Source organism: Cobetia sp. SIMBA_158 (assembly GCF_046566945.1).
Classification (GTDB): domain Bacteria; phylum Pseudomonadota; class Gammaproteobacteria; order Pseudomonadales; family Halomonadaceae; genus Cobetia; species Cobetia amphilecti.
This window is the reverse complement of sequence record NZ_JAWJYL010000003.1, coordinates 268,053-280,251: the sequence shown is the minus strand read 5'-3', so window position 1 is coordinate 280,251 and position 12,199 is coordinate 268,053. Positions and strand designations below refer to the sequence as shown.

The window sequence follows — 12,199 nt, the reverse complement described above, 5'->3', positions numbered from 1 at the left end:
GGCGAACCTGACCGGGCGTATCTTCACTCATCCAGCGGATGTCTGACGCCGCGCTAATTCGGACGTTGCTGACGTGCCAGGCTATCGTCAGGCGCCGTGGCGGGGTCTGCTGCCGGGTCTGCCGCTTCGGCCTGCTTGACCTCGTCGTACCACAGATTGTGGTGCTGCTTGGCCCAGGTCTCATCGACATAACCGGTCTTCATGCCCTCGAAGGCGCCCTCGGTACCGGCGGTGCCGATATAGATGTGGCCGAAGGACACCGCGATCAGCATAAGCGAGGCGATGCCGTGGAAGACATTGGCCCACTGCATGTTGTCACGCGTCTGGCCGAAGATCGGGAAGTCGAGCACCAGCCCGCTGGCAATCACTACTAGGCCGACCGTCGCCAGAATCCAGTACCAGGCCTTTTCCCCGCCATTGGCGAAGCCGGCGTCCGGATGCTTGCCCTTCATCATGCCGCCACCCTGACGGAACCAGTCAAGGTCATGCTTCTTGGGAAGATTGAGCTTCAGCCACTTGGCCAGCACCAGGATCAGCATGATCGAGAACAGGGGGCCCACATAGTTGTGGATCACCTTGGTCGCCATGATCATGTTGGCCCAGAACACATCCCCGAACACATTGCGGAACACGAACTTGCCCCACAGCAGATTGATGCCGGTGATGGCCAGCGTCAGGAACAGCGTCGCCAGCGTCCAGTGCATGGCACGCTCCAGCGCCGTCCAGCGCAGCATCAGCTTGCCGCTGCGCGGGTGGTCCAGATTGTTGCGTCCCACCAGCAGGTAGAAGATCGCCAGCACGGCCAGCATGCCACCCAGCGCGATCAGGCCACCCGGTGAGATCCAGCGATTGCGGATCTGACGCCAGGTCTCGCCGCTCTGGTTGATCAGGCTGTAGTTGGAGTCATGACGGCTGTCGATAGAGTTGCCCCCATTTTTGACCTGCCGCCAGGTATCGGCGTCCACCGTGCCGACCGCCTGACCGATCTCGCCGTCAGGGTTCGCGGCCAGTGCCTGAGGAGCCAGCCAGAGACTGGCCAGCATCAGGCACAGGAACATGGCGACCACGGTCAACCGTGAAGCTGTAAAGTGCGCGCGCATGTCGCCTCCTTACCCCTTGCGGGCTGCGTCGTAGGCCAGGTGGTCCGCCTGCTGAACGCTGCTGGTGGTCAGGTTGGCAGAGGTTTCCGGATGGCTGGCCTTGTCGACCGGCGACCAGGCGCCGTCTTCATGGCCACGGTAGACCACACGCTGACGGAAGATGTCGGAGACGGTCTCGGCATCGCCGGCCAGCAGGGCCTTGGTGGAGCACATCTCGGCGCACAGCGGCAGCTTGCCTTCGCTGATGCGGTTGGCGCCGTACTTCTCGAACTCTTCTTCCGGGCTCTCGGCCGGGCCGCCGGCACAGAAGGTGCACTTGTCCATCTTGCCGCGCTCGCCGAAGGCGCCTTGCTGCGGGAACTGCGGGGCGCCGAACGGGCAGGCGTACAGGCAGTAGCCGCAACCGATGCAGATGTCCTTGTCGTGCAGGACGATACCGTCATCGGTCTTGTAGAAGCAGTCGGTGGGGCAGACCGCCATGCACGGCGCGTCATCGCAATGCATGCACGCCACCGAGATGGAGACTTCACTCGGCTTGCCGTCGTCCAGGGTCACTACGCGGCGGCGCTGAACGCCCCACTCGGTCTCGTTGGCGTTCTTGCAGGCTGTCACGCAGCCATTGCACTCGATGCAGCGCTCTGCATCACACAAAAATTTCATCTGGGCCATGGTGCTTCTCCTTCACGGCCTGTCGCCGGATTCCTCGGTCAACAGGCCGGATGATTCTGGTAACGGATACGTCCGATCGTGTCTTGCGCTGCGTCCGGGCCGCGTCACCGGGACGCGGCCGTCACTCGAGTCAGGCGAGGCTGACGCGGCACAAGGTGACCTTGGTTTCCTGCATCAGGGTCACGGGGTCGTAGCCGTAGGTGGTCGCGGTATTGGCCGATTCACCGAGCACATAGGGCACGGTGCCTTCCGGATAGCGGGACTCGAGGGATTCGCCCTCGTAATGCCCACCGAAGTGGAAGGGCATGAAGACGACATCCGGGCCGACACGCTCGGTGACCATCGCCATCACCTTGACGCGGCCGCCCTCGGCACCCTCGACCCACACCATGTCGCCGTCCTTGATGCCCTGATCATTGGCCAGAGCCGGATTGATCTCGACGAACATCTCCTGCTGCAGCTCGGCCAGCCACGGAATGGAGCGTGTCTCTTCGCCACCCCCTTCGTATTCCACCAGGCGGCCCGAGGTCAGGGTGATCGGGTACTTGGCGCTGACGTCCTTCTCCTGGATGGAGGCGTAGAGCGTCGGCAGGCGATAGATGGACTCGGAATCCGGCCAGGTCGGGTAGTCCTTCACCAGGTCGCGACGCGCGGTGTAGAGCGGCTCGCGGTGCTTGGGGATCGGGTCCGGGAAGGTCCACACCAGGGCGCGCGCCTTGGCGTTGCCATACGGCATGCAGCCATGCTTGATGCACACGCGCTGGATGCCGCCGGAGAGATCGGTCTTCCAGTTCTTGCCTTCCGCCGCCTGCTTTTCCTCGGCCGTCAGGTCATCCCACCAGCCCAGCTGCTTGAGCAGCTTGTCGGTGAATTCCGGATAGCCATCCTCGATCTCGGCGCCCTTGGACCAGGAGCCTTCCGCGAGGATGTTGGTGCCGTTGTGCTCCACGCCATAACGTGCGCGGAAGTTGCCGCCACCCTCGGCCACCGTCTTGGAGGTGTCATACAGGATGGGCGAGCCCGGGTGACCCATCTCCGGCGTGCCCCAGCACGGCCAGGGAAGACCGTAGAAGTCGCCGTTGGCCGGGCCGCCGCGCGCCTTGAGCGTCTCGAAGTCGAAGGTGTGCCAGTTCTGCTGGTGTGCCTTCAGGCGCTCAGGGCTCTGGGCGGTGTAACCCACCGTCCACATGCCGGCATTGAACTCGCGCGTGATGTCCTCGACGACGGGCACGCTGCCCTCGACCTTGATGTTGCGGAACAGTTCGTCGGCGAAGCCCAGCTTGCGAGACAGCAGGTACATGATCTCGTGGTCGGGCTTGGACTCGAACATCGGCTCGATGACCTGATCGCGCCACTGCAGGGAGCGGCTGGAGTTGGTCACGCTGCCGGTGGTCTCGAACTGGGTCGCGGCCGGCAGCAGGTAGACGCCGTCGGTACGGTCGTGCATGACGGCGGCGATGGTCGGATAGGGGTCGACCACCACCATCATGTCCAGCTTGGCCATCGCCTTCTTCATCTCCGGCCCGCGGGTCTGGGAGTTGACGGCATGGCCCCAGTAGAACATCGCCTTGAGCGCGGTGCGCTGGGAGATGCGGTCCGGGTTCTCGAGCACGCCATCGACCCAGCGCGAGACGGTGATGCCGTTGGTGTGCATCGGCTTGCCGTCGTGATATTCGGTCTGGTCGTAGCGGTTCTGGATCCACTCGAAGTCGACGTTCCAGACCTTGGACCAGTGCTTCCACGCGCCTTCGGAGAGGCCGTAGTAGCCCGGCAGGGAGTGGGACATCAGGCCCAGATCCGTGGCGCCCTGGACGTTGTCGTGGCCACGGAAGATGTTGGCGCCGCCACCGGACTTGCCGATGTTGCCCAGCGCCAGTTCCAGGATGCAGTAGGCGCGGGTGTTGTTGTTGCCGGTGGTGTGCTGGGTGCCGCCCATGCACCACACGACGCTGCCTGGACGGTTCTGGGACAGCCGGCGCGCGACGTCGAGCATGTCGGCCTCGGCTACGCCGGTGATGCGCTCGACTTCCGCCGGCGGGAACTTGGCGACTTCGGCACGCACTTCATCCATGCCGTAGACACGCTGCTGGATGTAGGCCTCATCTTCCCAGCCGTTCTCGAAGATGTGCCACAGCAGGCCCCAGATGTAGGCGACATCGGTGCCCGGGCGCAGGCGCACGTACTTGTTGGCCTTGGCGGCGGTCCGCGTGAAGCGCGGATCGACGACGATGATCTCGGCGTTGGAGCGCTCCTTGGCCAGCAGGATGTGCTGCATGGCCACCGGGTGCGCTTCGGACGGGTTGGAGCCGATGAACAGGATCGAACGACAGTTGTGCATGTCGTTGAAGGAGTTGGTCATCGCCCCGTAGCCCCAGGTATTCGCGACCCCGGCCACCGTGGTGGAGTGGCAGATACGCGCCTGGTGATCGACGTTGTTGGTGCCGAACAGGGCCGCGAACTTGCGCATCAGGTAGGCCTGTTCATTGCTGAACTTGGCCGAGCCCAGCCAGTAGATGCTATCGGGGCCGTGCTCCTTGGTGAGCTCGAGCACCTTGTCGCCGACTTCCTCGATGGCCTGCTCCCAGGAGAGCTTCTTCCACTTGCCACCTTCGAGCTTCATCGGGTACTTGAGGCGACGGTCAGAGTGACCATGCTCACGCAGGGATGCGCCCTTGGCGCAGTGTGCGCCACGGTTGAAGGGGTGATCGAAGGCGGGTTCCTGCTTGGTCCAGACACCTTCCTGGACCTCGGCATAGACGCCGCAGCCCACGGAGCAGTGTGAGCAGATGGTGCGCTTCGTCTCGACCGGCGCATCAGACACTTCGGTCTTGGCTTCGGCGCGTTTCATCATCGGGGCGGCCATGAAGCTCGCGGCGGCAAGGCCGCCGGTGGCGACACCGCTGCGTTTCAGGAACTGGCGGCGGTTGATACCGAGTCCTGAGGTCTCTTTGGCAGAGGGGGTGGGGGTCAGTCGCATGACATCATCTCTCCTCGTCACCCGAATCATTGCCCGGGCCGCGTGAGCGGGTCAGGGGGCAATGTCGGGAGCGGCGGTCTTTCAGATCAGGGGCAGTCCTGATCCGTGCCGACTTGTCACTGTCGATGGCGGGCGGAAACCTCTCCGCGCTGCCCGTTGTTCAGGCCGCTGGCCGCGCGCATGGCGCAGGCTCAGGGCACTGTCTGTCTAGCATTCAGTCACGCAGCGTTGCGTAGAAGGCCTTGACGTGATCACTCTCGCGATAATTGTCAGTGCCCTTGTCCTTGACGGGTGCCTCTGGCGCGGCCTGGTCCGGAATCACGGCACCGGCCAATGACCCTGCTGCGGCAACCCCTACGGTGCTGGCGCCCAGTACGCGCAGGAATTTGCGGCGCCCCTGGCGCGCCTGGTTATGGCTGTCTTTTGCGTCATCAGTCTTCATGCTGATCTCCTGTCGGCAATGCTGCTGGGTGATGCGAGATGGATAGCGTTGCAGTCTCGAATGTTGCTTCACGTCATGCGTGACATCAGTGTCTTGCGTCGGGTGCCACACTGGCTGGCGTGACGAGCTGGACGGCCTCGGTCGTCACCTGCTCGCCAGAGTTGTTTTCGGTCGCCGCATGCAGCGGGATCGAGTCACCGAGGTTCAGGCGCTCCGCTCGCAGGAAGGCCTGCCCCAGGTAGCCGACGGCGGCATAGAAGGGGCTCTCGCGTCCCGCGAGGTCGGCGCAGCAGCGCTCGCCCCAGCTGGCCACATGGCGGCGGAAGAAATTGACCTGCTCGCCGGGTACCTCATCGATCAGCATGGCCATCACTTCGCACAGCGCGCCGAGATGATCTTCGGGCTCATGCACATCGCTCTGGCGTTCGAAGCCGAGGCGTTTCAGGTCCTGGCGCAGGGCGACCAGCGGCATCTCCATCAGCGAGCCGGTGAGGTACCAGCTGGCGTAGGGCACTACCTCGCCCTGCACCACGCCTACCAGGCTCTGGAAGAAGTCGTCTTCCAGCCGGCGCGAGTCGCTGACGCGGGCGGCCAATGACAACGATGCCAGCGCGCGCGGCAGTTGCTGCTCGGCGGCCCCGGGCAGGCTGATGGCGTCATGGTCGAGTTCGGCCAGAAAGTCGATCAGTTCCGCATCCGGTGCCGCGCGCAACAGTCGCGCCAGCAGCCGGTAGAGGTCGGCGCGCAATGCCTGCTGTTCTTCACTATGGCTTATCAGAGAGTCGGCCGCAGTGGTGTCAGGTGCACGATCGTCAGTCCCACCTGCTGCAAAGTCGTCGGGAGTCGACGTGGGTGATGTCATTGGCTCAAACCTTGAGTTGGGCATCGGGATTGCGTGCCATTTCGTGCCAGATGTCCTTGACGCGGCAGTCGCTGCACATCTTCAGGCGCAGTGCGCCATCGCCCTGGAAGTAGGCATGCGAGGCCAGTTTGGTCTGCATCGCCGTGATGGTGGCGGTGGAGCCGAACGGCGTGCCACAGCTGATGCAGGGGAAGGGCACATCCTGCTTGATGAGCTGTGGTTCGCGGCGCACGTCGGGCTGCGGGGCAAAGCCAGGCGTCAGGGTGATGACCTGCTCCGGGCATGCCTGCTCGCACAGGCCACACTGCACGCAGTCACCTTGAGTGAAGGATAGTGCAGGTGACGTGCGATTGGCCGAGAGAGCGCTGGTCGGGCAGACGGCGACACATCCCTGGCACAGCGTGCAGTTGTCGCTGTCGACGTTCACCACGCCGAAGGGCGCGCCTGTCGGCACGGCGACGCTGTCCTGCGCCAGGTCCGCGACCGACAGGGTCGCCAGGTGATCGAGCACCCGATTGAGGCGTTCGCGCTTGCCGGGGCGTGCCTGCGGCTGACCCAGCAGCCAGTCACGGGCGATCGGCTGGCTGGGGTGCTGCTCTTCTTCACTGTCCGCGCCCGGCGCCAGAGCGACACACAGCGGCGTGATCAGGGGCAGGGGGGCAGCCTCGTAGCTATCCATTTGTGGCAGAGCGGATGGCAGCGAGACGAAGCGTATGCGCGGCTCGCCACTGGCCGCAGTGGCAAGCCCCATGCTGTCGAGCAAGGTCAGTGCCAGGCGCCGTTCGCTATCGAGCTGCTGGAGCTGGCCTGCAGGCAGGTCGTGGGGCAGTTCGACGATGACCTGCGTCGCGCCAAGTGCGAGTGCGGCCAGCCACTCGTCTTGCCCGGTGGCGGAGATTTCCTCGAGAGTGATATCGAGGCAGCGCTCCTGGTCGACACTCGCCAGGGCAGTCTGGGAGGCAGGGGGTTGCTCCAGGCGATAGCGCAGCAGCGGGTAGAGGCCACCGCCATCCTGATAGCGCTCCAGCAGGCGCTGGATTTGCTCCATGCGCTGCTCGGCCGGGGGCTGGGTGAAGCTCAGCGCGCCGGTCGGGCAGGCGCTGACGCAGCTGGCCGCGCCGTGGCACAGGTAAGGATCGATCTCGATATGCGCATTGCGACGACCGGCCACCGAGAAGATGGCATCGGCGCTGCACGATGACAGGCAACGCGTGCAGCCGATATTGCCGGCACTGGAATGCGCGCAGGTATCGAGATTGACGGTCACGTAATTCGGTTTGTCGAAGTTGCCGATCAGGCCCGCGAACTGCATCGCCCAGGCGGTCAGCTGTGACAGTGATTCCTGAGAGGCCTCAGCATCGGCGATCAGCTGATCCAGCTCGGCGATGACGTCCGAGCCGGCTTGCAGATAGCCGGGCGGTGGCAGTTCCGCCTGGTTGAGCGGCTGGCTGGACAGGTCGGCGATCAGGTCGAAATGGGTCGCGCTGCCAGCACCTGCCGGCATCAGCGCGGCGGCCAGATTGACGCCATCACTGGCAAGGCTGAACTGGCCGAGGTAACCGCTCAACGCGAGCATGTCACGCGGAGCACTGTGCGCAGGCAGCGACTCACTGGCGGCGAGATGCTGTTCATCCATCGTCACCAGCGCACTGTTGTCCTGCTCACTGATCAAGAGTGCCATCGGCAGCTGAGCGGTGGCCGGCAGGCGTGTCAGCAGACTCGCCAGTGCTCGCACTCGCGCTTCGCTGCCGATGATCACGGTGCGTCCCTGACTGTGATAGCGGATGGGCGCGCTACCGGCATCCGTCGCCAACAGCGGCAGACTTGAGGCAGGCGAGCCACCCATGGCGGATGACAGGGCGCGTTGGCGTGCTTGTTGATTGAGGGCGCGCTGAGCGCTCTCGAGGCTTGAGCTGAGCATCCTCATCCTTATTCGGTCGTGGCGGACCTTGCATGCAAGCTGCCGTCAGGTGGCAGGCGGATGATGCAGGTCCCGGTCGTCGCTGATTCTCGCGGTCTCTCGCGGTCAGAGCCGGGTCGGCGATCGACAGTCGTTCAGTGGGGGGGTCATGACAGGCCAACCATCTTTGCTTGCTGTTGATAACATTGCCGTTTTCACGCCCGGGGAGAAGAGAGGCGCGGTCAGGTCGCGCAGGCACTCATCAGCGCAGGCGGTTGACGCCAGTCATCATCTTCAAGGGTTGGCATGTCATGCTGAATCTTGCATGTGCGTTGCAGTCAGTGCGCCTTGATGAGGCGCGTCAGGGTGACTCATGAGGCATCAGGATGACCTCGGTCAGACGTATTCGGCTTACTCGTGGGTCATAATGATGCATGTTGATTGTGCGGCGCGTCATCCTGACGCTCTGGTGTCCTGAGCCCTGACGCGCTCAGCCCTGGCACTGGAGCCGTTTGTGGGGCCAGCCCCGGCTCACGGCTTGTGGCGGACGCCGTCGACATCATCTGGCGCGGGAGCTGGCTCGCGCGAGTCTTCTGCTGGTATCGCTTGCGGGTCAGGCGACTCGAGTATCTCGTCGCTGGGCGTCGCGTGTGACTCGCCCACTGGCGCCTCACCGTCAGGCGCCTGCTCAGCGATCTGGTCGTCTGTCTCCTGCGCCGTATCCGCCTGGGGTGTCTCGCTTGCCTCATCGAGCTTTTCCAGGCCTTCTTCGACCTTGCGGGTCCAGCTGCGCAGCGTGTCGGCGACACCTTCGGCGAGCGGGCGCATCTGGGAGAAGTCCTGGTCGTAGTCATCCAGCCCATCGCGCACCGAGTGCTCGCCCCCCATGAAGATGCGTCGCAGCGCACGCTGGCGTAGCGCCGGGTCCACGCCGCTCTGCATGAAGGCGCTGATGTCGGCGTCTGGGGTCAGGGTGTCGAGGTCTGGCAGCTCGATGACTGGCACTTCAGCGTTGTCAGCGTCTGCTGCCTGCTGATCGCTCTCGGCTGATGCCTGCTCTGCTGCCTGCTCTGCTGTCGAGGAGGGGCTGTCGCCGCCCAGGGCTTCGTGCTGCGAGACGCGCGCTGCAGGGGTGTCAACGCTGTTGTCAAAGACGACTCCCACCTGTGAGGATGGGAGGCTGTCGCCCTTGGTCACCTCGGCGCTGTCCACCTGTGACAGTTGGTCTTCACGGCGGCTGTCGCCTTGCTTGCGGCGTGACCAGCGCGAGAACAGGCCTTCATTGGCCCGGCTTGCGTTATCGTCGTGCTGGCTCATGACGTGCTTTCCGTACCATCACCGGGCTGATGAGTCTTGTTGGGCGTCGCGGCGTGCTGCTCTGCCTGACTGGCGCGCCCGGCGCCCTTGCGTTTCTTCTTCTTGCCTTCATCGAGTCGTTCGCCGTGACGCGCGAGGTAGGCTTCCAGCCACACCATCAAGGCCGGGGGCATCGGCACGTCCAGCACCAGCTGGTCGCCATCCATCCAATGCGATGCTACCTCCTGACAGGCCGTCACCACGCGGGGCTGCATGCCGTCGGCTTCGCGCTCATCGCATTGGACGAACAGACGCGGCTGCTCGCAGCGCAGGTTGTAGCGGTAATCGGTGCGCTCTGTCAGGTGAAGCTGCAGCGGCAGGATGCGGCGATGCGCTACTTCATCAGCGGTGGCAGGCTCCGCTACGTGCGATTCCGTCTCTGGCGTTGCAGAGGGCGAGAGGTCAGCAATGCGCCAGGTGTCGATGCTGAAGCGCCCCAGCTTCTGCGTTGTGGGCGCCAGGGTGACGCTCAACCAGCGGGTGTCGTCACTGCGGGGAGGGATGGATTCAGACATGGCTTCCTTGTTCACTGCTGTACCCGCAAGCGGGTCTGAAAAGAATGCTGCGATGGTGCTAGTGTGCAAGATACATGCCGGCGCACGCGATATCAGGGTTACCGTCAGTCAGTGCGGGGACAGCTTAGCCATCAGACTGGTACTCTACGGCGATTCAGCGCAAGAATTGCCATTCCAACCGGCTCGATCAGGGAGACCCGAGTTCATGATGCCCTCTGCACGGCCAGCGATCAGTCGCGCCACACTACCCACCACGCTGGACATCGAAGTCATGGATGAGCGCGGTGAACGCCATCAGCAGTCCATTGCCGCCGAGCGCTCGCTGACCATCTATCTCAATCGGCGCGAGATCGTCACCTTGATGACTCTGGGCGCCGAACCTGAGGCGCTGGTGGCCGGTTATCTGCGCAACCAGGGCCTACTGGGTGAGCTTGAGGACCTCGAGGCGCTGCAGGTGGACTGGGAAGTCGAGAGCGCCTCGGTGGTGACGCGTCATCTGCCCGAGGATATCGAGCAGCGCCTCGGCAAGCGCACCGTGACCACCGGCTGTGGGCAGGGCACGGTATTCGGCAATCTGCTGGAGCGTCAATCGCTGGCTGCGCTGGACGCAGGCCCCTTTAGCCAGGCCTTGTTGTATCGCCTGCTGGAGGCGCTGGCGGCGCACAACGCGACCTATCGCAAGGCCGGTGCGGTGCATGGTTGCGCCCTGTGTCGGGATGATGAAGTGCTGGCGTTCATCGAGGATGTCGGCCGCCACAACGCCGTCGATACGCTGGCGGGGCTGAGCTGGTTGGCGCCTTTGAGTGATGATGCCAGTGATTATCAGGGGGCCAATATCTTCTACACCACCGGTCGTCTGACTTCCGAGATGGTGCTAAAGGTGGCTCAGGCGGGGATCTCGGTGCTGGTCTCACGCTCAGGTGTCACGCAGAAGGGAGTGGAGCTGGCGGAACGCTTTGGCGTGTTGTTGATCGCGCGCGCCAAGGGGCGCCACTTCCAGGCGGTGGACCCTGCCGGGCGGCTGGTGCTGGACGCCATCCCGCCGCTGCGTGCCGGCGACGCTCTCAAGTCATCTCGCCATGACGCGTCAGGAAAGCCATCTTCAGCAGATGGCGCAGCCGGACATGACAAGGGGGCGCAGTGATGAGTCGTCTTTCTTCGCCTCTGGGCGTCATACCCTCACAGGGCTTTTCCTCTGGACTCGGCGCACCTGCGGGTGGCTCTACCGCTGAGTCTACAGGCGAGGCACTGAATGCGGCCACCGGCCGGCAGGCTCCGGTCCCCCACGACAACCCCTTTCTGACGGTGCAGGAAGTCGCGCGCCTGCTGCACCTCAACGAGAAGAAGATCTATCAGCTGGCCAGTGACGGGACCATGCCGGCGACCAAGGTGACCGGCAAGTGGTTGTTTCCGCGGCGCCTGGTGGAGCAATGGATTCTCGAGTCCAGCCATCATGGTGTGCTGGCGGATCGCCTGATGATCACCGGCAGTGACGACCCGCTGCTGGCTGCGCTCTCCATGCGTCTCAATCAGCAGCATGCCGGTAGCGCCTTCTATGGCATGAGTGTGACCGGTACGCGTCTGGGGCTTGATCTGCTCAGCCAGGGGCGTGCTGATGTCTGCGCCATTCACTGGGGGCGCGCGGAAGAGGCGGCGCTGCGTCATCCGGCGCTGATTCGCGGCCACGATGGCTATCGTCAGTGGGTGATGGTGCGGCTTGCGCGTCGTACCCAGGGGCTGATCATCCGCAATGATGATCGCCATCTGTCCATCGACCCCAGCGGCCTGTTCGGTTCGCAGCGGCGTTGGGCGGTGCGACAGGAGGGGGCGGGGTCGCAGCGCTTCCTGCAAGAGTGGCTGTCCGGCCATCAGATGCGTGCCGAGCAGCTCAACACCCTGGCGATCGCCTATTCCGAGCGTGAGGTGGCCTCGATGGTGGCGCGGGGCGAGGTGGATGTCGGCCCCGGCACGCTGTCGGCCGCCAATGAGTTCGGCCTCGGCTTCGTGCCGGTCTGTGAAGAGGCCTTCGACCTGGTGGTACCGCGCAATGTCTACTTCCGCGACCTCTTCCAGGGATTGCTGGACTATCTGGCCACACCGAATGGTATCCAGCTGGCGCAATCCCTCGGTGGCTATGATCTGCGCGAATGCGGTCAGTTGATCTGGCGCGGCGATGCCGCACAGCACGATTGAGGCGCTCAGTATTGAGACGTTCGATAAACTGAAAGCCTAGCGGATGCTGGCGGTCAGGACTCGGCGGAAGCCATGAGCGTCTTTGCGACATCCAAAAAAATCGCCCATTAGCGCATGGCTAGTGGGCGATTTTTTTATTTCGGGCTGACGGCGAGCATGGTCAAGCAAGTCGTTGTTTCGAATGG

Annotated in this window: 10 protein-coding genes; 2 read left to right on the top strand and 8 right to left on the bottom strand. The window is 63.8% G+C overall.

Going from position 1 to position 12,199, the window contains the following annotated elements; translation table 11 throughout:
- Positions 1-53: 53 nt before the first annotated feature.
- The 8 genes from R2R70_RS07160 to R2R70_RS07125 form a co-directional block, all read right to left on the bottom strand.
- Positions 54-1,100 (bottom strand): formate dehydrogenase subunit gamma, encoded by a 1,047-nt coding sequence (locus R2R70_RS07160; protein WP_084589385.1) that lies wholly within the window; start codon positions 1,098-1,100, stop codon positions 54-56.
- Positions 1,101-1,109: 9 nt separating this feature from the next.
- Positions 1,110-1,769, bottom strand: a complete 660-nt coding sequence (fdh3B, locus tag R2R70_RS07155; RefSeq protein ID WP_043333544.1) for a formate dehydrogenase FDH3 subunit beta — start codon at positions 1,767-1,769, stop codon at positions 1,110-1,112.
- Between the two features lie 130 nt (positions 1,770-1,899).
- Entirely contained in the window at positions 1,900-4,746 is a 2,847-nt protein-coding gene (locus tag R2R70_RS07150; RefSeq protein WP_082388779.1) for a molybdopterin-dependent oxidoreductase, read from the bottom strand.
- Between the two features lie 214 nt (positions 4,747-4,960).
- On the bottom strand, positions 4,961-5,188 hold the full coding sequence (locus tag R2R70_RS07145; RefSeq protein ID WP_107334842.1) for a twin-arginine translocation pathway signal: 228 nt from the start codon (positions 5,186-5,188) through the stop codon (positions 4,961-4,963).
- Positions 5,189-5,273: 85 nt separating this feature from the next.
- Complete coding sequence (locus tag R2R70_RS07140; RefSeq protein WP_410977689.1) at positions 5,274-6,050, bottom strand: molecular chaperone; 777 nt, start codon at positions 6,048-6,050, stop codon at positions 5,274-5,276.
- A gap of 4 nt (positions 6,051-6,054) precedes the next feature.
- Entirely contained in the window at positions 6,055-7,971 is a 1,917-nt protein-coding gene (locus R2R70_RS07135) for a 4Fe-4S dicluster domain-containing protein (protein ID WP_410977688.1), read from the bottom strand.
- A gap of 510 nt (positions 7,972-8,481) precedes the next feature.
- Positions 8,482-9,267 carry a DUF3306 domain-containing protein gene (locus R2R70_RS07130; protein ID WP_410977687.1) on the bottom strand — a complete coding sequence of 262 codons (786 nt, stop codon included), beginning with the start codon at positions 9,265-9,267 and terminating at the stop codon, positions 8,482-8,484.
- Positions 9,264-9,821 (bottom strand): DUF3305 domain-containing protein, encoded by a 558-nt coding sequence (locus R2R70_RS07125; protein WP_410977686.1) that lies wholly within the window; start codon positions 9,819-9,821, stop codon positions 9,264-9,266. Before R2R70_RS07125 ends, R2R70_RS07130 begins: the two co-directional genes overlap by 4 nt.
- A gap of 208 nt (positions 9,822-10,029) precedes the next feature.
- Here R2R70_RS07125 and R2R70_RS07120 point away from each other — a divergent pair, with 208 nt between their 5' ends.
- Positions 10,030-10,965 (top strand): formate dehydrogenase accessory sulfurtransferase FdhD, encoded by a 936-nt coding sequence (locus tag R2R70_RS07120; RefSeq protein WP_131432980.1) that lies wholly within the window; start codon positions 10,030-10,032, stop codon positions 10,963-10,965.
- Entirely contained in the window at positions 10,965-12,014 is a 1,050-nt protein-coding gene (locus R2R70_RS07115; RefSeq protein ID WP_410977685.1) for a substrate-binding domain-containing protein, read from the top strand. The genes R2R70_RS07120 and R2R70_RS07115 overlap by 1 nt, the downstream gene beginning before the upstream one ends.
- Positions 12,015-12,199 lie beyond the last annotated feature (185 nt).

Coding starts and splice junctions, on each gene's coding strand:
- R2R70_RS07140 (WP_410977689.1), bottom strand. CDS start 6,050: ATGACATCACCCACGTCGACTCCCGACGACTTTGCAGCAGGTGGGACT.
- R2R70_RS07125 (WP_410977686.1), bottom strand. CDS start 9,821: ATGTCTGAATCCATCCCTCCCCGCAGTGACGACACCCGCTGGTTGAGC.
- R2R70_RS07115 (WP_410977685.1), top strand. CDS start 10,965: ATGAGTCGTCTTTCTTCGCCTCTGGGCGTCATACCCTCACAGGGCTTT.
- R2R70_RS07145 (WP_107334842.1), bottom strand. CDS start 5,188: ATGAAGACTGATGACGCAAAAGACAGCCATAACCAGGCGCGCCAGGGG.
- R2R70_RS07120 (WP_131432980.1), top strand. CDS start 10,030: ATGCCCTCTGCACGGCCAGCGATCAGTCGCGCCACACTACCCACCACG.
- R2R70_RS07150 (WP_082388779.1), bottom strand. CDS start 4,746: ATGCGACTGACCCCCACCCCCTCTGCCAAAGAGACCTCAGGACTCGGT.
- R2R70_RS07135 (WP_410977688.1), bottom strand. CDS start 7,971: ATGCTCAGCTCAAGCCTCGAGAGCGCTCAGCGCGCCCTCAATCAACAA.
- fdh3B (WP_043333544.1), bottom strand. CDS start 1,769: ATGGCCCAGATGAAATTTTTGTGTGATGCAGAGCGCTGCATCGAGTGC.
- R2R70_RS07160 (WP_084589385.1), bottom strand. CDS start 1,100: ATGCGCGCGCACTTTACAGCTTCACGGTTGACCGTGGTCGCCATGTTC.
- R2R70_RS07130 (WP_410977687.1), bottom strand. CDS start 9,267: ATGAGCCAGCACGACGATAACGCAAGCCGGGCCAATGAAGGCCTGTTC.